Annotated in this window: 16 protein-coding genes and 1 tRNA gene; 15 read left to right on the top strand and 2 right to left on the bottom strand. The window is 59.8% G+C overall.

The genetic code is table 11. From position 1 onward, the window contains the following. Window positions 1-14: 14 nt before the first annotated feature. Window positions 15-2,054 (bottom strand): methionine--tRNA ligase, encoded by a 2,040-nt coding sequence (gene metG, locus D5125_16920; protein ID QFY91007.1) that lies wholly within the window; start codon window positions 2,052-2,054, stop codon window positions 15-17. A 318-nt stretch (window positions 2,055-2,372) separates the two neighbouring features. Between metG and apbC the strand changes: the two genes are divergently transcribed. The 4 genes from apbC (at window position 2,373) to D5125_16900 (ending at window position 6,487) form a co-directional block, all read left to right on the top strand. Then, window positions 2,373-3,464, top strand: coding sequence for an iron-sulfur cluster carrier protein ApbC (apbC, locus tag D5125_16915; protein ID QFY91006.1), 1,092 nt, complete (start codon window positions 2,373-2,375; stop codon window positions 3,462-3,464). 179 nt (window positions 3,465-3,643) lie between these two features. Then, entirely contained in the window at window positions 3,644-4,108 is a 465-nt protein-coding gene (locus D5125_16910) for an EVE domain-containing protein (GenBank protein ID QFY91005.1), read from the top strand. 830 nt (window positions 4,109-4,938) lie between these two features. Next, entirely contained in the window at window positions 4,939-5,139 is a 201-nt protein-coding gene (locus D5125_16905; GenBank protein QFY91004.1) for a hypothetical protein, read from the top strand. 55 nt (window positions 5,140-5,194) lie between these two features. Further along, window positions 5,195-6,487 (top strand): tRNA 5-hydroxyuridine modification protein YegQ, encoded by a 1,293-nt coding sequence (locus D5125_16900; GenBank protein ID QFY91003.1) that lies wholly within the window; start codon window positions 5,195-5,197, stop codon window positions 6,485-6,487. Window positions 6,488-6,741: 254 nt separating this feature from the next. Here the strand turns inward: D5125_16900 and D5125_16895 are convergent, their stop codons facing one another. Beyond that, window positions 6,742-6,951 (bottom strand): hypothetical protein, encoded by a 210-nt coding sequence (locus D5125_16895; protein QFY91002.1) that lies wholly within the window; start codon window positions 6,949-6,951, stop codon window positions 6,742-6,744. Between the two features lie 475 nt (window positions 6,952-7,426). Between D5125_16895 and D5125_16890 the strand changes: the two genes are divergently transcribed. From D5125_16890 to dapB, 11 genes are all read left to right on the top strand, one after another. Continuing rightward, window positions 7,427-8,704 carry a hypothetical protein gene (locus tag D5125_16890; protein QFY91001.2) on the top strand — a complete coding sequence of 426 codons (1,278 nt, stop codon included), beginning with the start codon at window positions 7,427-7,429 and terminating at the stop codon, window positions 8,702-8,704. A 128-nt stretch (window positions 8,705-8,832) separates the two neighbouring features. Further along, a complete protein-coding gene (locus D5125_16885; GenBank protein ID QFY91000.1) occupies window positions 8,833-10,050 on the top strand; it encodes an aspartate kinase in 1,218 nt (405 codons plus the stop codon). A 176-nt stretch (window positions 10,051-10,226) separates the two neighbouring features. Then, window positions 10,227-10,424 (top strand): carbon storage regulator CsrA, encoded by a 198-nt coding sequence (gene csrA, locus D5125_16880; protein QFY90999.1) that lies wholly within the window; start codon window positions 10,227-10,229, stop codon window positions 10,422-10,424. 106 nt (window positions 10,425-10,530) lie between these two features. Then, a tRNA-Ser gene (locus tag D5125_16875) sits at window positions 10,531-10,623 on the top strand. 525 nt (window positions 10,624-11,148) lie between these two features. Next, complete coding sequence (locus D5125_16870) at window positions 11,149-12,621, top strand: AAA family ATPase (GenBank protein QFY90998.1); 1,473 nt, start codon at window positions 11,149-11,151, stop codon at window positions 12,619-12,621. Between the two features lie 54 nt (window positions 12,622-12,675). Then, window positions 12,676-13,530 (top strand): HDOD domain-containing protein, encoded by an 855-nt coding sequence (locus tag D5125_16865; protein QFY90997.1) that lies wholly within the window; start codon window positions 12,676-12,678, stop codon window positions 13,528-13,530. Between the two features lie 348 nt (window positions 13,531-13,878). Continuing rightward, the gene (locus D5125_16860) at window positions 13,879-14,769 is read left to right on the top strand and encodes an MBL fold metallo-hydrolase (GenBank protein QFY90996.1); all 891 of its coding nucleotides are present in this window, start codon (window positions 13,879-13,881) and stop codon (window positions 14,767-14,769) included. A 200-nt stretch (window positions 14,770-14,969) separates the two neighbouring features. Further along, on the top strand, window positions 14,970-15,575 hold the full coding sequence (grpE, locus tag D5125_16855; protein QFY90995.1) for a nucleotide exchange factor GrpE: 606 nt from the start codon (window positions 14,970-14,972) through the stop codon (window positions 15,573-15,575). Window positions 15,576-15,787: 212 nt separating this feature from the next. After that, entirely contained in the window at window positions 15,788-17,728 is a 1,941-nt protein-coding gene (gene dnaK, locus D5125_16850) for a molecular chaperone DnaK (protein ID QFY90994.1), read from the top strand. 283 nt (window positions 17,729-18,011) lie between these two features. Beyond that, a complete protein-coding gene (gene dnaJ / locus D5125_16845) occupies window positions 18,012-19,163 on the top strand; it encodes a molecular chaperone DnaJ (GenBank protein QFY90993.1) in 1,152 nt (383 codons plus the stop codon). A gap of 115 nt (window positions 19,164-19,278) precedes the next feature. Next, a complete protein-coding gene (gene dapB, locus D5125_16840; protein ID QFY90992.1) occupies window positions 19,279-20,088 on the top strand; it encodes a 4-hydroxy-tetrahydrodipicolinate reductase in 810 nt (269 codons plus the stop codon). Window positions 20,089-20,115: the final 27 nt, after the last annotated feature.

Raw genomic sequence — 20,115 nt, 5'->3', positions numbered from 1 at the left:
TCATCTGCAGCAGGCTACTTGACCTTCATCCCCGGCTCGGCACCGCTGTCCGGGCTGAGGATGAACAGCTCCTTGCCGCCGGGGCCGGCCGCCAGCACCATGCCCTCGGACAGGCCAAAGCGCATCTTGCGCGGTGCCAGGTTGGCCACCATCACCGTCAGGCGCCCTTCCAGGTCTTCCGGCGCATAGGCCGATTTGATCCCGGCAAAGACGTTGCGCGTCTCGCCCCCCAGGTCCAGGGTCAGGCGCAGCAGCTTGTCCGCCCCTTCCACCGCCTCGGCCTTGGCGATACGCGCCACGCGCAGATCGACCTTGGCGAAGTCGGCATAATCGATCGTCTCGGCGATGGGGTCCGCCGCCAGCTGGTTGTCATCGCTGGCCCCCTGTAGCTGCGCCTGGGCGGCCTTGAGGTCTTCTTTCGAGGCCTCCAGCATGGCCGTGATCTGGGGCATCTCCACCCGCGTCATCAAGGGTTTGAACGGGCTGATTTTATGCCCGCCCAGGGGTTGGGCCAGGTCGGCCCAGCGCAGGGGCTCGATCTGCAGAAAGGCCTCGGCGGCCTCGGCGGTGCCCGGCAGAACCGGGCGCAGATAGCCCATGAGCAGACGAAACAGCTCCAGGCCCATGCTGCACACCGCGTGCAGCTCGGCCTCCCGGCCCTCCTGCTTGGCCAGCACCCAGGGCTGGCGCTCGTCGATGTACTGATTGGCCCGATCCGCCAAGGCCATGATCTCGCGCAGGGCGCGGCTGAACTCGCGCCCCTCATAATGGCTGGCGATGGAGTCGGCGGCGGCGACAAACTGGGTGAACAGCTCCGGCTCCGCCAGCTCGGCGCTGAGGCGGTTGGCAAAACGCTTGTTGATGAAACCGGCGCAGCGGCTGGCGATATTGACCAGCTTGCCCACCAGGTCCGAGTTGACCCGCTGGGCGAAGTCCTCCAGGTTGAGGTCGATATCATCCACCCCGCTGCCGAGCTTGGCGGCGAAGTAGTAGCGCAGGTATTCGGGGTTGAGATGATCCAGATAGGTGCGCGCCTTGATGAAGGTGCCACGGGACTTGGACATCTTCGCCCCATCCACGGTGAGAAAGCCGTGGGCGAATACCGCCGTGGGCTTGCGAAAGCCCGCGCCGTGCAGCATGGCGGGCCAGAACAGGCAGTGGAAATAGACTATGTCCTTGCCGATGAAGTTATACAGCTCGGCGCTGGAATCGGCATTCCAGAAGGCATCGAAGTCCAGGCCAGCGCGGTCGCACAGCTGCTTGAAGCTGGCCATGTAGCCGATGGGGGCATCCAGCCAGACGTAGAAATACTTGCCGGGGTGATCGGGGATCTCGAAGCCAAAATAGGGCGCGTCGCGGGAGATATCCCACTCTTGCAGGCCGGCGTCGAACCATTCATCCAGCTTGTTGGCCATCTCCTTTTGCAGGTGGCCGCCGTGGGTCCAGTCCTTGAGCATGGCCTGAAAGTCGGCCAGCTTGAAGAAGTGGTGCTCGGATTGCCGCTCTATCGGGGTGGCACCGGATACGGCGGATACCGGGTTCTTCAGCTCCGCCGGGGAATAGCTGGCGCCACAGGCCTCGCAGTTGTCGCCGTATTGGTCCGCCGCGCCGCACTTGGGGCATTGGCCCTTGATGAAGCGATCGGGCAGGAACATCTGCTCCACCGGGTCATAGGCCTGGCTGATCTCGCGCTTGACGATGTGGCCGGCCTCCCGGTTGCGCTCATAGATGCAGGTGGCGAAAAAGCGGTTTTCCTCGGAGTGGGTGGAGTGGTAGTTGTCAAAGCCGATGCGAAAGGCGGCAAAGTCGGCCTTGTGCTCCTCCGCCACCCGGGCGATCAGCTGTTCCGGTTCGATCCCTTCCTGCCGGGCGCGCAGCATGATGGGGGTGCCGTGGGCGTCATCGGCGCAGACATACCAACACTCATGGCCGCGCATCTTTTGAAAACGGCTCCAGATATCGGTCTGGATGTATTCCACCAGATGGCCGATGTGGATCGGGCCGTTGGCGTAGGGCAGGGCGCTGGTGACGAGGATTTTCCGGGGTTGACTCATGGATATTGAACCTTGCTGCTCGGTTGAAAAGGGGGCATCTAAGCCCCCACATTGTCTCACAGACTGGCCAGAAGGGGGCCGTGGCAAGCGTCCGGACAAAACCTGACTGATTACATTGGGGATAGGCCGGGCGATTGTGTAGAATCCCAGACCAAGTTGGCGATTTTTGACGGACCGGGTTGGCGCGGGTGAATAGCAAGGGTATTTAGGGCCGCAAAACCCTGTAAAACTCTGCGAGCTCCGCGCTTCTTCGCGTCCTCTGCGTCCTTATTAATTTCATTGATCGACCCGGTCTAGCGCCGGGCTCCAGGAGCATATATGTCTGAAGTGAGCAAAGAACAGATCGAAGCGGCCATCCAGGGCTACGTGGAGCCGCACCTGAACAAGGACCTGGTCTCGGCCAAGTTCGTCAAGGGCATAGAGATTTCCGGCGACAAGGTCAGCCTGGCCATCGAGCTGGGCTTTCCCGCCAAGGGCATCCACGAGGAGATCAGCAATCAGGTCAAGGCGGCGGTTGAGGCCGTCGCTGGCGTGTCTGCCTGCACGGTGAATATCGGCACCAAGATCGTTGCCCACTCGGTGCAGAAGGCCCTCAAGCCCATCGATAACGTCAAGAACATCATTGCCGTGGCCTCCGGCAAGGGTGGCGTCGGCAAGTCCACCACTGCGGTCAACCTGGCCCTGGCCCTGGTGGCCGAGGGTGCCACTGTGGGCCTGCTGGATGCGGATATCTACGGCCCTTCGCAGCCGCGCATGCTGGGCATCAGCGGCAAGCCCGAGTCCAAGGACGGCAGTAGCCTGGAGCCGATGCAGGCCCACGGTCTGCAGGCCATGTCCATCGGCTTTCTGATCGACGAGGAGACGCCGATGATCTGGCGCGGCCCCATGGTCACCCAGGCCCTGGAGCAGCTGCTCAACGATACCAACTGGAGTGATCTGGATTACCTGGTGATCGACCTGCCGCCAGGCACCGGTGACACCCAGCTGACCCTGGCGCAGAAGGTGCCGGTGGCCGGTGCCGTGATCGTCACCACGCCCCAGGACATCGCCCTGCTGGATGCGCGCAAGGGACTGAAGATGTTCGAAAAAGTGGAGGTGCCTGTGCTCGGCATCGTGGAGAACATGAGCATGCACATCTGTTCCAACTGCGGTCACGAAGAGCCCATCTTTGGCACCGGTGGTGGTCAGAGCATGTCCAGCCAATACGGCGTTGACCTGCTCGGCCAGCTGCCCCTGGATATCCGCATCCGCGAGGAGACCGATGGCGGCAAGCCCACGGTAGTGGCGGAGCCTGAGGCGCGTATCTCCCAGATCTACCGCGAAATCGCCCGCAAGACCGCCGCCAAGCTGTCGCTGCAGGCCAAGAGTTACGCCGCAAAGTTCCCCAGCATCGTCATCGAGAATAACTGATCTGGATAGGTGACTGCTCAGACCCTTAGGCCCCTCAGTCCCTTGAGGATGAGGGGCCAAGCCTCAGCCAAGGGTTTGGCGGTATGCTCAAGCCCGGTTTAACCCAGGGCTGTGTGACTCGGGTTTTGCTTCCGGCCCGTTAAAATAACGTAGAATTTTTGAAAACCGATGAGGTTTCAATGAATTACTGGTTGATGAAATCCGAGCCAGAGGTGTTTGGCATCGATCACCTGCTGAATATGCCGCAGCGTACCGAGCATTGGGATGGTGTGCGTAACTATCAGGCGCGGAATATGATGCGCGATCAGATGCGGCTGAACGACCGGGTCTTTTTCTACCATTCCAATTGTGCCGAGCCGGGCATAGTGGGCCTGATGCGGGTGAGTCGCGAGGCCTATCCGGACTTCACCGCCTTTGACCCCAACAGTAACTACCATGATCCCAAGAGCGACCCGGACCAGCCGCGCTGGTACATGGTGGACGTCACCTATGAGCGTCATCTGAAACGCAATATCAGCCTGCGTGAGCTCAAGCCCTATGCCGATGGCCCCCTGGCCGGCTGCCCCCTGCTGCGCAAGGGTAACCGCCTATCCATCATGCCCATGAGCCCAGAACAGTGGGATTTCATCCTGGGGCTGGAGTAGCGGGCGGGAGGTCCGTGCTCGTCCCTCGGTATCTCAGGTTCGGCCTGATCCTGCTTCCTTCAATCTAACCTGGCAAAGCCAGAACCAATAACGGATCGCAAAGAACGCAAAGGAAACGCAAAGAGCGCAAGGGGTTAGAAAGTTGCAACTCTTACTGTGAAAGTTGCGCAGCGTTCGTTTGCTCCCCACCCCTCAGGGAGAGGCGGTCGGGAACGATCAGGGACAGTGGCTCCAGCCACCGCCCCACACCTACCGCCTCCTAGAAGGTGTTGAATGTTCGCTTTCCAACATATTGATTTTTCTCTGTGTGCTCTGTGGCTCTGTGGCCAAATGCTCTTTTTAGGTTTATGGGTTAATTGCTGTCAATCCATGACGTTAAACCCTTCTTCTCCTCTGTAGCAGCTATTCAGTCCTTTTGTTCTCTCTCCCCATTGGGGAGAGGGTGGGGGGCTGATTAGGCGGTACCAGCCCATCTCCAAACGGGCCTGGCCGGCCTCAAAGGAGAGGTTGCCCCCCTGTACAGCCGATCGACTGCCCTGCTTCTCGTGGCACAAAATATGCCTCTGCTAATCATGAGGATCGGGGCTTGATCTGGATGATTGCCCAGGGCCACCCCCAAAATGAGAGAGGGTGGATTATGGATTAAAATTATACATTGAATTCATGTTATTGTGATCTATACTTGATGTAAGCTCTCAAGTTGCTACCGCGCCTCTTCGCCTTCAGCGCAGGGGCCGATGGCAGGCAAGGGCTCAATCCCGACGTTCCCCTGCCGATATAGGGGCTAAGGGCACACATCAGCAAGAAGCGGAAACCTGGAGGATTACGCCATGTACAGCATTGATAAACAGGGTTTTGAGAACCTGGTGCTGGAGGCCTGCAGCGCCGATGCGGACCTGCGCCACGAGATTGAACGGCACAAGATCTACGGTGCCTATGCCGAGGTGGCGGAAACGGCCTATGAGCTGTTCCGACGCAATTTTCTGTCCCTGCGCGAGGCCTTTGGTCTGACCGAACGCAGCCGTCGCTGATCCCGGTACCTTCTTTTCACCAGCCGGGTCGCAGCGCCTCTCATCTGGTATTTGCATGACCCAGGTCGAACTCCTTTCTCCAGCGGGCACCCTGCGCAACATGCGCTATGCCTTGGCCTATGGTGCCGATGCGGTCTATGCCGGCATGCCCCGCTATAGCCTCAGGGTGCGCAATAACGATTTTCTACCGAATAACCTGGCCCAGGGCATTGCCGAGACCCAGGCCCAGGGACGCAAGTTTTTTGTCGCCGCCAATATCATGCCGCACGGGGCCAAGCTGAAGACCTTCATCGATGATATGGCCCCGGTGCTGGAGCTGGGGCCGGATGCCCTGATCATGGCCGACCCCGGCCTGATCCTGCTGGTGCGCGAGCGCTGGCCTGAGCAGGCAATCCATCTCTCGGTGCAGGCGAATACGATGAACACAGCCTCGGTGCGCTTCTGGCAGCGGCAGGGGCTAACGCGGGTGATACTGTCGCGGGAGCTGTCCCTGGAGGAGATCGCCGAGATCCGTCAGGCCTGCCCGGATATGGAGCTGGAGGTATTTGTCCACGGTGCCCTGTGCATCGCCTATTCCGGTCGCTGTCTGCTGTCGGGCTATTTCAACCACCGCGACGCCAACCAGGGCAGCTGTACCAACTCCTGCCGCTGGGACTATGCGGTGCGCCCGGATGCCGCTGAGTCCGGCAGCGGGGTCGCGCCGCCGCGACACCCCCTGGCCGAGCAGGCCTATCTGTTGGAAGAGTCCGAGCGCCCCGGCGAGCTGATGCCCATCGAGGAGGACGAGGCCGGCACCTACATCATGAATTCCAAGGACCTGCGCGCCCTGGAGCATGTGCAGCGGCTGGTGGAGATCGGTGTGGATAGTTTGAAGATAGAGGGCCGCACCAAGTCTCACTACTATGTGGCACGCACCACCCAGGTCTATCGCCGCGCCATCGACGATGCCCTGGCGGGGCGGGGCCTGAACTCACGGCTGATGGCCGACCTGGAGAGCCTGGCCAACCGTGGTTACACCGATGGCTTCCTGCAGCGCCACCAGACCCAGGAGCTACAGAGCTACCGACAGAACTCATCGCAAAGCGAGCGTCAGATATTTGTCGCCGAGGTGGTGGGGCAGGGCGCGGATGGCTGGGTCGAGCTGGAGGCAAAGAACAGGTTTGCCATTGGTGACCGGCTTGAGCTGATCACCCCAGAGGGCAACCAGGATCTGCGTCTGGAACAGATGCGCCTGGCCGATGGCAGGCCAATTACAGAGGTGCCCGGAGGCGGTTACCGGGTGCAGGTTCCCCTGCCGGGACAATCCCTGGACCGGGCCCTGCTGGCGCGTTATCTGGACAAGGCCTGATCTGGCAGGGCGTGGGGGGCAGCCAGCTGGGCGTAGCCCGGATTCCGTCCTTCGACAGGCCCAGGACGACGCTTTGCTGCATCTCAAGTCCAGTCACCTGGATCGCACATGCCAGGTTTTCTTCGCCAGACTGCCCGTTGACAGTGCTATGGCTAGCGGTCGGTCTCTAGGCCAGCCTGGGTGGTTGACTGAGGCTTGTGGGTAATCGGGTTGATTTTTTCTCTGTGCGCCCGGTGGCTGAATGCGCTAGCAGATCAATCACTGCCGCGGATGGCGTCGTATTCGCTTGGCAGGGCCAGGCTGCGGACCATGTTGCCCAGGCGGCCCAGGGCAGGGCGCAGGGGTTGTGCCTGTTTGGGCTTGTCCATCTGTGGGCAGTCGGCGGGGCCCGTGTCGCAGGCGACGCCGGTGATCAGGGCATGCTCGCAGTTTCTGCAGCGAGCGAATTGGGGTTGGGCGCTCATGGTATCCTTCTGTATTAAAAAAGTTGCACTGTTGTTCCAGTGCTGCAATTATGGACCATGGTGGGTAATAAATAAAGTTTTTTCTTTTTCAATCATCGATTTTAATCGGAACCTTTATTCTGTTTTGAAAAAACTATTCCAAGCATATTTTTACCTTGCCTCGTCTGTCTGATCCCTGGTGTCGGAATAGACATATAACTAATTGATATTAAAGAAATTGAGAAATATCAATAAGCAAAATCCAATAAGTCATAGAGATATTTTTAAACAAAAAACACTGGGAAATCATCAGTTATTTGCCAGGTTGGCAGAAAAATACTGTGGTTTGCCCGCAACACATTTGGCCTAACCCCGGGGTCGTCGAGCGGGAAAGGGAGATGGCCGGGTGGTTCCATAAATACTTGATAATTTGATTTATATTGCTATTATAATCACCTGATTAACATTATTTTTTAACTCAATTTCGAGGCGGAGCATGAAAAAGCGACTTCTTGCTGGGGTGATCATAGGCTTGATGGGCACCGGCTTGGGCCTGCCGGCGGCGGCGGCGATCTGGGAGACGAAGAATCAATGGAGCCCGCAATGGGAGGATCGCTTCAGCAACTGGGTCAGAAAAAGCTACGTCAGGAGCTTTTTCACCAAGGGCAAGTACGCCAACATTCCCCATGACTGCGCCGATTCCGCCTATTACGCCCGGCTCATCTTCGCCTACGAAAACAAGCTGCCCTTCCTGATCAAGGACCCGCGCTACCCGGAACGGGAGAAGATCATCGCCGAACACCGCAAGGTCTATGAGGAGAATGAGGGCAAGAGCCCCTTTGCTACCATCGAAGAGATGATCAGCAACGACATGCACTATTATGATGACCTGCCCGAGGCGGAGCGTCTGCGCCGCTTCATGAAATTCGTGGGCGATGTGGTGGGCACCAACTCGCTCATGGAGGACACCTATCCGGTCCGGGTGGACCGCAAGTGGTTCCGCCCTGGGGTAGTGGCGACCCTGCCGCGCATTGAATCCAGCCTCAATCCCCTGTTTTTCGGTGACAGTGGCGATGACGCCATTGTCAGCGCCGGTCACGCCCAGATCGTCACCGATGTGGATGAATTCGGCGTGATTCACTACCTCAAATCCACGGTACCGGCCAAGATACAGGACTTCCAGCACACCACCCTGAACAGCTTTGTCCCCGGACCCAAGGGCGGCTCCTTCCGTTACTGGCGGCAGCCGCAACACTACGGCAAAGCGGAGGACAGCCTGCCGGGTTACGGCATCGATCAGTACGACTTCAAAGGGGTCTTTGAGGATGCCGTGCGTGAGCGGCTGGCCCTGAAGCAGGAGAAAAAGACGGCCCGCTTGCGGCGTCTGGCCGGTGAGGTCTGCCAGCAGGTGAAAGAACGCGTGCCCGTGGTGGAAGATGCCTGGCAATACAAGCAGAAGATCGGCTTGCGCTGCATGGACTTCAAGGAATTCGATGCCCACTCGACCCCGTCCCGCGATGGCAAGATCGAAAAGGCCCTGAAATACCTGCTGCACTCGGCCAATGGCAGCGGTGGCAAGGATATCAGTCAGGTGGCCAGCTACCTCGACCAGGCCTGTGGTGATATCGAATACCTGCCCGGCAAGCAGATCAGCGCCGCACGCTTCTCCGAGCGTCTGATGCAAGGCAAGGTCTCCTCCGACCCCAATCAAAATCCGGCGGTACGCTGGGGGGATCAGGCCCCGGAGCGGCTCGGCTGCAAGCAGTATTATTGACGGCCACAGCCCAGCGGGGCAGGTAATGGGCAATTTTTGCCCCGCCCCCTTTAATCCAGCACCGAAATGGGTTCTAATTGCCCGCTTTATTGGCGACGGCCCTCGCCGTTTATTATCGTGGAAACCCCATGGCGTTACTGGTTCAGAAATTTGGCGGCACCTCGGTCGGTACGGTCGAGCGCATCAAGGCCGTGGCGGAAAAGGTCAAGGCCAGCCGCGATGCGGGCAACCAGATGGTGGTGGTGGTCTCGGCCATGTCCGGCGAGACCAACCGCTTGGTGGACCTGGCCCATGCCGTTCAAAGCCCGCCCTCGGCGCGGGAATTCGATGTGCTACTCTCCACCGGGGAGCAGGTAACCATAGCTCTGCTAAGCATGGCACTAGAGAGCATAGGATGCAGTGCACGCTCCTACACCGGTTCCCAGGTCCACATCCGCACCGACAGCGCCTACAACAAGGCGCGCATCCTTGAGATAGACGATCTGCGCGTCAGGGCCGACCTTCAGGCCGGTCGCGTGGTGGTCGTGGCCGGTTTTCAGGGGGTGGATGAAAGCGGGGCCATCACCACACTGGGACGGGGCGGTTCGGACACCACGGCAGTGGCCATGGCCGCCGCGCTGAAGGCCGACGAGTGCCAGATTTTCACCGATGTGGATGGCGTCTATACCACCGATCCTCGGGTAGAGCCCAAGGCGCGCAAGCTCGATAAAATCACCTTCGAAGAAATGCTGGAAATGGCCAGCCTCGGCTCCAAGGTGTTGCAGATTCGGGCGGTGGAGTTTGCCGGCAAATACCAAGTACCCCTGCGTGTGCTATCCAGCTTCCAGGAAGGAGAGGGCACCCTGATCACCTTTGAGGACGACGAAATGGAAGAGGCAAAGATCTCCGGCATAGCCTTCAATCGCGATGAGGCAAAACTGACCATTCGCGGCGTACCGGACCAACCCGGCGTGGCCTACAAGATCCTGGGTCCTATCGGCGAGGCCAATATCGAGGTCGATATGATCGTGCAGAACATCTCCCGGGATGGCACCACGGACTTCACCTTTACCGTCCACCGCAACGATTTCGACAAGGCCCTGGCATTGCTCAACAGCCTGTCGCAGACGCTCAATGCCCGCGAGGTGGACGGCGATGCCGCCATCGTCAAGGTCTCCCTGGTGGGCGTGGGCATGCGCTCCCATGCCGGTATCGCCAGCCGGATGTTCGGTGCCCTGGCCAAGGAGGGCATCAACATCCGCATGATCTCCACCTCTGAGATCAAGATATCCGTGGTCATCGACGAAAAGTACCTGGAACTGGGGGTCAGAACCCTGCACGAGGCCTTTGGCCTGAGCAAGGACTGAAATTCGATGTAACTGCGGATTTAAATTATCCAGGATTATGGTAATATTTCCGCAGCTTGGGTTCTGCGTGACGTTTGCGTTGGCCTGGCTAACATAATAATCGCTTGGTTGGACTGTCGAAGGTTTGGTTCAGGAAAAATGACCACCGGAGACACATGGAAACAGGAGAACTGGAAATGTTGATATTGACTCGTCGTGTAGGCGAAACCCTGATGATCGGTGACGATGTAACCGTAACCGTTCTGGGGGTAAAGGGTAATCAGGTCCGTATAGGCGTGAATGCCCCGAAGGAAGTCAGCGTGCATCGTGAAGAAATTTATGAGCGCATCAAGGCTGAACAGGCTGCTGCAGGTAATGCTACTGCGGAAGAATAGCCTGACTTGCTAGAAACCGGCCCTCGGGCCGGTTATACTCCACCCCCTCGCAAGGGGGAAACCAGCAAAAAACCAATCTGAAAGTTACTACCCAGCACGAAATCCCGGAGAGTTGGCCGAGAGGCTGAAGGCGCTCCCCTGCTAAGGGAGTATGGGGTTAATAGCTCCATCGAGGGTTCGAATCCCTCACTCTCCGCCATTAATTAATAGAGAAAAATTCCTATATTTATCAGAATGATAGAAAGTTCAATTCTGATTTCACCCCCACTTCCTCCCTCCCCTTAAATTTCTAAGCCCTGATTCTCTCCCCTAGTTGTAGCAGGCTATGCGGGAATAGATGGCCCGGAATAAGCTATTGTTACGGGACGGCCAGTGCGGTCTGAGCAAGCGCAACAGCCAATTCCATCTGGCCTGGGTACGGCGATGGCATTTTGCTGAGGGACGCTGGATCGACATCTAGCCCGAGTCGACGACTCCAGGGATGGAGGAGGTAGGACGAAGCCTGGAGCCCGAGTCGACGACTCCAGGGATGGAGGAGGTAGGACGAAGCCTGGAGCCCGAGTCGACGACTCCAGGGATGGAGGAGGTAGGACGAAGCCTGGAGCCCGAGTCGAGACGACTTTCATCTTCTGGGGTGGCCGTCTTGCCCCATGATCGTTGGGTAGGGATGAAAAAACCGCTATGCTTGGCACCTGTTAAGGCCCGTCTGATTGAGTACCCCCAAATGAGCGACCTGCACGACCTGCAACTGATCATTGATACAGGCACCCCCATCATCCTCGTCGAGACCACCGAAGAGGCGCGGGTGGAGGGCCTGTTTCAGCGTCTGGCGCTGCGTTTGGCCCGCCCTTTGTTCCGTTGGTCGGTGGCCAGTGGCCTGCGGCGGCTGGATCTGGAAGGCTTTCCGGCACGGGGCCAGCTGGAGCCACAGGAGGTGTTGCGCCAGATCCATGCCACCAGCGATGCCGGGCTCTATCTGCTGTTTGATTTTCACCACTGGGTGGATGACCCCATTACTCTGCGCCTGCTGCGTGAGGTGGGGCAGAAGCATCATGCCACGCCCCATGCCCTGGTGTTGGTGGCACCCAAGCTGGACACGCCGCTGGAGCTTAAGAACCTGGCGGCCCGGTTTGAGCTGTCCCTGCCCGATCGCCAGCAGCTGCTGGATCTGGTGCACGACGAGAGCGCTGCCTGGGGGCGGCGTTTCAAGAAACGGGTCAAGGGCAGCGCCCGGGTGGTGGATGCCCTGGTGAACAACCTGCTCGGCCTGAGCCTGGCCGATGCCCAGCGCCTGGTGCGCACCGCCATCTATGACGATGGGGTGCTGGACGATGGGGATATCGACAGTATCAAGGAGGCCAAGTACCGGCTGCTGGACCAGGGCGGTGTGCTCTCCTTCGAGACCGATACCGCCCGCTTTGGCGAGGTGGCGGGTCTGCATAATCTGAAGCTGTGGCTGGAGGCGCGGCGGCGTATCTTTACCGCCGAGGAGGCGCCGCCGGGGCTGGACCCGCCCAAGGGTCTGCTGTTGCTGGGGGTGCAGGGCGGCGGCAAGAGCCTGGCGGCCAAGTCGGTGGCCGGGGCCTGGTCCCTGCCCCTGCTGCGGCTGGATTTCGCTGCCCTGTATAACAAGTATTACGGCGAGACCGAGCGCAATCTGCGCGATGCCCTGAAGACGGCGGCGGTGATGGCCCCCTGCGTGCTCTGGATTGACGAGATCGAAAAGGGCCTGTCCGGCGACGCCGAGGGCGGGCCGTCCAAGCGCATCCTCGGCACCCTGCTGACCTGGATGGCGGAGCGCAAGGACCGGGTGTTTCTGGTGGCCACCGCCAACGATATCGAATCCCTGCCGCCGGAGCTGCTGCGCAAGGGCCGTTTCGATGAGATATTTTTTGTCGATCTGCCCAGCCCCGAGGTGCGTCGGGTGATCTTTGAGATCCACCTGAACAAGCGCGGTCAGGATGCCCAGGGATTTGATCTGGAGGGCCTGGCGGCGGCCGCCGAGGGCTTCACCGGGGCTGAGATCGAGCAGGCGGTGGTGTCCGCGCTCTATGCCGCCCACGCCCGCGAGGAGTCCCTGGACAACGCCCACCTGCTGGAGGAGCTGGCCAAGACCCGGCCCCTGTCGGTGATCATGGCGGAGAAAATAGCCTATCTGCGCAGCTGGGCGGCGGCGCGAACGGTATCGGCGGATTGAATCTTCCGTTAGAATCGGACCAGGTAAACAGACCACGCAGACTTAAAACAACCCATGACAGATAACGCCGAACTCATCAAACTGGTGGAGCGCATGCCCGCCTTCCCGCAAGGGGTGACCAAGGTGCTGGAGCTGACCGCCCGCGCCGATTGCGCCCCCAAGGAGCTGGTCAAGGTGATCGAGCACGATCCGGTGATCACCATGAAGATCCTCAAGCTGGTCAACTCCGCCTTTTATGGCCTGTCCCGGCCGATCAACTCGATCAATCACGGCGTGGTCTTTGTCGGCATCAATACGATCAAGAACCTGGCCCTGACCATAGCTGCCATCGGCATGTTGCCCAAGCGCAACGGTGCCGGTTTTGACATGAACAAGTTCCTCATGCACTCCCTGGGCGTGGCGGGCATCAACAAACGCCTGGCCTCCATCCTCGGTGTGCCGGACCGGGATGCGGCGGATTATTTCATCGCCGGCCTGCTGCATGACTTTGGCAAGGTGGTGCTGGCCCAGTACAAGGCCGAGGAGTTTCGTCAGGCCCTGGAATTGGCCGCAGAGGGGGGTATGAGCCTGGCCGAGGCCGAGCTGCAGGTGCTGGGGGTGGATCACGCCGAGATCGGTGCCCTGTTGGCGGAGAACTGGACCCTGCCCATGGATCTGGTGCAATGTATTCGCTATCACCACCAGCCCGAGGTGGAGCTGGAAAATGGCAAAATGCGCGATGCGGTGTTCGCCGCCAATCTGGTGGTGCATTCGGTGCCCTTCGGCGACTCGGGCAATCACCTGATCGGAGACTTTCCGCCCAGCATCCAGCAGCGCTTCGGCTGTGACCTCAATGGCATGTTGATGATGGAGAGCCTGGGGGATCTGGATGAAGAAATGAAAAAGGCCAGCGCCTTTATGACGCTCTAGCCCTGATCCCGCGCAGCCGGGAGAGAAACAGGATCGCGAAGAACGCAAAGAGTTACATAAAGTCGCAGCACTCTAGCCCGGATGCGGTTTTTTGACTTTTTGTTCAGTATTTCATTTACTGTGAAAGTCGCGAAGCGCTCGTTTGCTCCCCCCCGGGAGGCGACTGCACGGATGCAGGAGGTAGAACAGCGTCAGGAACAGCTGTCGAGGGTTGGGGGGAGGGCGGCGAGTGCTCCCAGCAACGCCGACACTTCCGCCTTCCTTGGCGGTCGGGAACGATCGGGGCGAGCAGACTTTCATTTTCTGGGGTGGTGCTTGCCACTCCATGAACCTTAAGGAGAAGCGGTCTTGCGTTTCAGATTTTGGGGTGTACGCGGGTCCATACCGACCCCAGGGGAGCGGACGGTCCGCTACGGCGGCAATACCACCTGCATCGAGGTGCGCGGGGATGACAACGAACTGGTGGTGCTGGATGGCGGTACCGGTATCTTCCAGCTGGCGCAGACCCTGTTTGCCGAATTTCCCATCAAAATTCATGTTTTCATCACCCACACCCACTGGGATCACATCCAGGGTCTGCCCATGTTCGTGCCCATCTTTGTGCCCGGCAACGAGGTGATTCTGCATGGTGCCCGGGATATAGTCGCTGGCCGGGGGGTCAAGGATGTATTGGAGCGGCAGATGGATTATGCCTTTTTTCCAGTCAAGGAGAGTGAACTTAACGCCCGCATCCGCTATGTGGACCTGCAACCCCATGGCGAGCCGATTCAGGTGGGCAGCATGCAGATCAGCTACATGCTGATGAATCATCCGGTGCTGAATTTTGCCTACCGCATCGAGTGCCAGGGCAAGGTCCTGGTGTTCACCGGCGACCACGAATGGGACTACAACATCTACGACCCGGAGGACGAGGAGTTTGCCGACTTTCAGGCCATCATCGACGAAAAGCGCCAGACCATCATCGATTTCTTCCGTGGTGCCGATGTCCTGATCATAGACACCGCCTATACCGAAGAGGAATACCCCAAGCGCAAGGGCTGGGGCCATGGCACCTTTGATGCCAGCATCCGCGCCGCCCGCGAGGCACAGGTCAAGCGCTGCTATCTCACCCACCACGAGCCCACCCGCTCCGACGAGGCCTTGGAGCAGATCTTCGCCGCCGCCATGGAGCGCAACCGGGTAGGGCCGTCAGACCCCGAATTCCACCTGGCCCAGGAGGGCCTGAGCCTCAGTCTCTGAGGGGAATTTGCCGACGCGGCACTTGAAAGCCCCCTATCCATCCCCATCTCAGGGGAAATTCAGCCCCGCCCCAGCGGGCGGCTGAGTTTTTTTCCCAATATCCTGCATCATCCCAGCCCCTGGCCCGAGGGGCGAGGCGGGAAGCGTTGGGCAGAGCAGCTTATTTTTGACACGGTTTTTAAAGAGGCGATGTGAGGCCGATGAGCGAACAACAGCAGCAAGAGAAAGGACCTGAGACCCCGGCCCAGGAGCCAATGACTGAACCGGTGGAGATGGAACAGGCCAGCCCCGAGACCCTGCGGACCGATGTCCCGCTGGGGGCTGAGGCCCAGACCGGTGATGATGTCGAGCGACAACTGCAAGAGGCCAATGCCAAGGCCCAGGAGCATCTGGACAAGCTGATGCGGGTGGTGGCGGAGATGGATAACCTGCGCAAGCGCCATGAGCGGGATCTGGAGAGTGCCCACAAATTCGCCCTGGATGGCTTTGCCAAGGAGTTGCTGCAGGTGCGCGACAGTCTGGAGTTGGGTTATCAGGCCGCCCAGGATGAACAGGCCCAGGTGCAGACACTGCGCGAGGGTACCGAGCTGACCCTGAAGCTGATGGCCGATGTGATGCAGAAGTTCGGCATCGAACAGATCGATCCCATCGGCCAGCCCTTCAACCCGGAACAACACCAGGCCATGCAGATGATGCCCAGTGCCGAGCACGAGCCCAACAGCGTGGTACAGGTGGTACAGAAGGGCTATCTGCTCAATGGCCGCATGCTGCGCCCGGCGATGGTGATTGTCAGCGCGAATGCTTGAAAAGCCCGACAGACAACCCATTTATTCAACATCCAATCCATAAGGCAATAAAGCCACAGGGCCAAGGAGCACACAGAGTAAGAGGAGTCTGTTGCATGGGCTGGTCAGAGAACCTTGGCATGGGTGTGAAACTCGGCCTGATTCAGATTCTCTCAAGTCTCTGTGGCTCCGTGGCTAACAGCTTTTAAGTAACAATTTTTAGGAGAACATTCATGGGCAAGATTATTGGTATCGACCTGGGCACCACCAACTCCTGCGTGGCAGTGATGGAGGGTGACAAGGTCAAGGTAATAGAAAACAGCGAGGGTGACCGCACCACCCCGTCCATCATCGCCTATACCAGCGATGACGAGGTGCTGGTTGGGCAGAGCGCCAAGCGCCAAGCGGTGACCAATCCGAAGAATACCCTGTTCGCCATCAAGCGCCTGATCGGCCGCCGGTTCGATGACCCCATGGTGACCAAGGACAAGGATATGGTGGCCTACAGGATCGTCAAGGCAGACAACAGCGATGCCTGGGTCGAGGTCAACGGCAACAAGATGGCACCGCCGGAGATCTCCGCCAAGGTATTGCAGAAGATGAAGAAGACCGCCGAGGACTACCTGGGCGAGAAGGTCAGCGAGGCGGTGATCACGGTGCCGGCCTACTTCAACGACTCCCAGCGTCAGGCCACCAAGGATGCCGGCCGCATCGCCGGGCTGGAGGTCAAACGTATCATCAACGAGCCTACCGCTGCGGCCCTGGCCTACGGCATGGACAAGAAGCGTGGTGACCAGAAGATCGCGGTCTATGACCTGGGTGGCGGCACCTTTGATATCTCCATCATCGAGATCGCCGAGATCGATGGCGAGCACCAGTTCGAGGTGCTCTCCACCAACGGCGATACCTTCCTCGGTGGGGAAGACTTCGACATGCGCATCATCGATTTCCTCGTCGCCGAGTTCAAGCACGACCAGGGCGTGGATCTGAAGAACGATCCCCTGGCCCTGCAGCGCCTGAAAGAGGCGGCGGAAAAGGCCAAGATCGAGCTGTCCAGCGGTCAGCAGACGGATGTCAATCTGCCCTACATCACCGCCGATGCCAGCGGCCCCAAGCACATGAACATCAAGCTGTCCCGTTCCAAGCTGGAGCAACTGGTGGAAGAGTTGGTGGATCGCACCATCGAGCCCTGCAAGGTGGCGCTGAAGGATGCAGGGGTATCGGCGGCCGATATCGATGAGGTGATCCTGGTCGGTGGTCAGACCCGTATGCCCAAGGTGCAGGAGAAGGTCAAGGCCTTCTTTGGCAAGGAGCCGCGCAAGGACGTCAACCCGGATGAGGCGGTGGCCATGGGCGCGGCCATCCAGGGCGGCGTGCTCGGCGGCGAGGTGAAGGACGTGCTGTTGCTGGACGTGACCCCGCTGTCCCTGGGCATAGAGACCCTGGGCGGGGTGATGACCAAGCTGATTGAAAAGAACACCACCATCCCGACCTCGGCCTCGCAGACCTTCTCCACCGCCGATGACAACCAAACTGCGGTAACCGTGCACGTACTCCAGGGCGAGCGCGAGATGGCCAGCGCCAACAAATCCCTGGGTCGGTTCGATTTGACCGACATCCCGCCGGCACCGCGCGGCATGCCCCAGGTGGAGGTCACTTTCGATATCGATGCCAACGGTATCATGCACGTCTCCGCCAAGGACAAGGCCACCGGCAAGGAGCAGTCGATCCGCATCACCGCCTCCTCTGGGCTGAGTGACGCCGAGATCGACAAAATGGTGAAGGACGCCGAGGCCCATGCCGAGGAGGACAAGCAGTTCCACGAACTGGTAGCGGCGCGCAATCAGGCCGACACCATGATCCACGCAACCAAGAAATCCATGGAGGAACTGGGCGAGGACAAGCTGGAGGCCGGCGAGAAGAGCAGCATCGAAAACGCCATCAAGGAACTGGAAGAGGCGATGAAGGGCAGCGACAAGGACGCAATCGAGGCCAAGACCAAGGTGCTCACCGAGGCCTCCGGCAAAATGGCCGAGCGGCTGTATTCACAGCAGGGGGCACAATCGGGGGCCCAGCCGGGCGCGGCCGGTGGTGATGAGCCGCCGCCACCCCCGGGAGGCGGCGACGACGTGGTCGATGCCGAGTTCGAAGAGGTCAAAGACGACAAGAAATAAGCCCAAAGCCGTCAGCCATCAGCGGCCAGCTGGGACGTGCGGCTCTTAGGAGCCGTGCGTTTCTTTGCTTGGGATGCTGGGCTGGGGGCTGGCGGCTCCATGAAAAGCATTTGGCCACAGAGCCACAGAGCACACAGAGTTAAGATCATGAGGCTTGATGAGTGAACACCTAACAGTCTTTTTGCTGATAGGTGGTTAATTATCACCCTTTGAAAAAGGCTCTGTGATCTCTGTGTCTCTGTGGCTTAACTGCCGAATCTAGATTCATGCTGGTAGCTGAATTATGTCCAAACGCGATTTATACGAAATACTGGGTCTGCAGAAGAACGCCGGCGAGGATGAGATCAAGAAGGCCTATCGCCGTCTGGCGATGAAGTTTCACCCGGACCGTAATACCGGTGACAAGTCGGCCGATGCCGAGCGCCAGTTCAAGGAGGTCAAGGAGGCCTACGAGGTACTCTCCAACCCACAGAAGCGGGCCGCCTACGATCAGTTTGGTCATGCCGGGGTCGATCCCTCCATGGGCGGAGGCCGGGGTGGAGCGGGCTACAGCGGTGCCGGTGGGGCCAGCTTCAGCGATATCTTCGGCGATGTATTCGGCGATATCTTTGGTGCCGGCGGCGGTCGTCGCGGTGGCCCCAACCGGGGTGCCGACCTGCGCTACAACCTGGAGCTGAGCCTGGAAGAGGCGGTGTCTGGCACCACGGTGAAGATACGCGTGCCCACCTTTGTCAGCTGTGCTGCCTGTGGCGGCAGCGGGGCGAAAAAGGGCAGCAGCCCGAAGACCTGCCCCACCTGCGCCGGCCTGGGTCAGGTGCGCATGCAGCAGGGCTTTTTCTCGGTGCAGCAGACCTGCCCACGCTGTCACGGCCGGGGCCAGGTGATCGAAGACCCCTGTCCCAGCTGTCACGGCCAGGGCCGGGTGCAGGAGCAGAAGACCCTGTCGGTCAAGGTGCCGCCGGGGGTGGATACGGGCGACCGCATCCGTCTGGCGGGCGAGGGCGAGGCGGGCGAGGCCGGTGGTCCCGCAGGCGATCTCTACGTGCAGGTGGCGGTCAAGGAACATCCCATCTTCACCCGTGAAGACGCCCACCTGTTCTGCGAGGTGCCCATTTCCTTTGGTACAGCGGCCCTTGGCGGCGAGTTGCACGTCCCTACCCTGGATGGCCGGGTATTGCTGAAGATCCCCGCCGGCACCCAGACCGGCAAGATCTTCCGTATGCGCGGCAAGGGGGTCAAGCCGGTACGCGGCAACGTCCCCGGCGACCTGCTGTGCAAGGTGGTGGTGGAGACCCCGGTGAATCTCACCAACGAGCAAAAGGAACTGCTGCGCCGACTGGAAGAGAGCTGCAAGGGCCGCGGCAGCCAGCACAGCCCCCAGTCCGAAGGCTGGATGGATAAGGTCAAGGGCTTCTTCGAAAAGATGGGTTTGTAAAATTCTGGACGCAGAGCACGCCAAGGAGCGCAGAGGACGCAGAGTCAATTCATAGATCTCTGCGTCCTCTGCGTTTCTTTGCGCTCTCTGCGTCCCTTGTATGAGGTCAGAACAGATGACACGAATTGCGATTGTGGGCGCCGCTGGGCGCATGGGGCGGAGTTTGATCCAGGCGGTGAGCGAGACCGATGGCCTGAGCCTGGGCGCGGCCACCGAGCGGCCTGGTTCCAGTCTGATCGGTACCGATGCCGGTGAGCTGGCTGGGGTTGGCAAGCTAGGCGTCAGCATCGTCGATGATCTGACCCCTGTGGTGGATGACTTTGACCTGCTCATCGACTTCACCTCACCAGCGCCGACCCTGGAGCACCTGAAGGTCTGCCGCGCCCATGGTAAGCCCATGGTGATAGGCACCACCGGGCTGGATGAGGTGCAAAAGACTGCCATCCACAGCGCCGCCGAGGACATAGGCATAGTCTTTGCCCCCAACATGAGCGTGGGCGTCAATCTCTGCCTCAAGCTGTTGCAGTTGACCGCAGGGGTGATGGGCGAGGGGGCCGATATCGAGATCATCGAGGCCCATCACCGGCACAAGGTCGATGCCCCCTCCGGCACCGCTCTGCGCATGGGCGAAGTGGTGGCCGATGCCCTGGGGCGGGATCTCAAGCAGGTGGCCGTGTATGGCCGCGAGGGCCAGACCGGTGCCCGTGACCCCAAGACCATTGGCTTTGAGACCATCCGCGCCGGTGACGTGGTGGGCGAGCACAGCGTTTGGTTCGCCACCGAGGGCGAGCGGGTGGAGATCGTCCACAAGGCCTCCAGCCGCATGACCTTCGCCAAGGGCGCGGTGCGTGCCGCTGGCTGGCTGATGCGACAGGAGCGGGGCCTGTACGACATGCAGGATGTGCTGGGGCTTAGGGCCCAATAAACCAAGTCTTGGCACGCTAACTGCTTT

The organism is gamma proteobacterium SS-5, assembly GCA_009497875.2.
Taxonomy (GTDB): domain Bacteria; phylum Pseudomonadota; class Gammaproteobacteria; order Chromatiales; family Chromatiaceae; genus Magnetovirga; species Magnetovirga frankeli.
The sequence above is the reverse complement of the archived record's forward strand: the minus strand, read 5'-3'. Positions and strand labels throughout refer to the sequence as shown.

Bases quoted from the DNA above. Each gene is read 5' to 3' on its own strand.
- D5125_16865 (QFY90997.1), top strand. From the start codon at position 12,676: ATGACAGATAACGCCGAACTCATCAAACTGGTGGAGCGCATGCCCGCC.
- dnaJ (QFY90993.1), top strand. From the start codon at position 18,012: ATGTCCAAACGCGATTTATACGAAATACTGGGTCTGCAGAAGAACGCC.
- dapB (QFY90992.1), top strand. From the start codon at position 19,279: ATGACACGAATTGCGATTGTGGGCGCCGCTGGGCGCATGGGGCGGAGT.
- D5125_16910 (QFY91005.1), top strand. From the start codon at position 3,644: ATGAATTACTGGTTGATGAAATCCGAGCCAGAGGTGTTTGGCATCGAT.
- D5125_16890 (QFY91001.2), top strand. From the start codon at position 7,427: ATGAAAAAGCGACTTCTTGCTGGGGTGATCATAGGCTTGATGGGCACC.
- D5125_16895 (QFY91002.1), bottom strand. From the start codon at position 6,951: ATGAGCGCCCAACCCCAATTCGCTCGCTGCAGAAACTGCGAGCATGCC.
- D5125_16900 (QFY91003.1), top strand. From the start codon at position 5,195: ATGACCCAGGTCGAACTCCTTTCTCCAGCGGGCACCCTGCGCAACATG.
- grpE (QFY90995.1), top strand. From the start codon at position 14,970: ATGAGCGAACAACAGCAGCAAGAGAAAGGACCTGAGACCCCGGCCCAG.
- D5125_16905 (QFY91004.1), top strand. From the start codon at position 4,939: ATGTACAGCATTGATAAACAGGGTTTTGAGAACCTGGTGCTGGAGGCC.
- metG (QFY91007.1), bottom strand. From the start codon at position 2,054: ATGAGTCAACCCCGGAAAATCCTCGTCACCAGCGCCCTGCCCTACGCC.
- dnaK (QFY90994.1), top strand. From the start codon at position 15,788: ATGGGCAAGATTATTGGTATCGACCTGGGCACCACCAACTCCTGCGTG.
- csrA (QFY90999.1), top strand. From the start codon at position 10,227: ATGTTGATATTGACTCGTCGTGTAGGCGAAACCCTGATGATCGGTGAC.
- D5125_16885 (QFY91000.1), top strand. From the start codon at position 8,833: ATGGCGTTACTGGTTCAGAAATTTGGCGGCACCTCGGTCGGTACGGTC.
- apbC (QFY91006.1), top strand. From the start codon at position 2,373: ATGTCTGAAGTGAGCAAAGAACAGATCGAAGCGGCCATCCAGGGCTAC.
- D5125_16870 (QFY90998.1), top strand. From the start codon at position 11,149: ATGAGCGACCTGCACGACCTGCAACTGATCATTGATACAGGCACCCCC.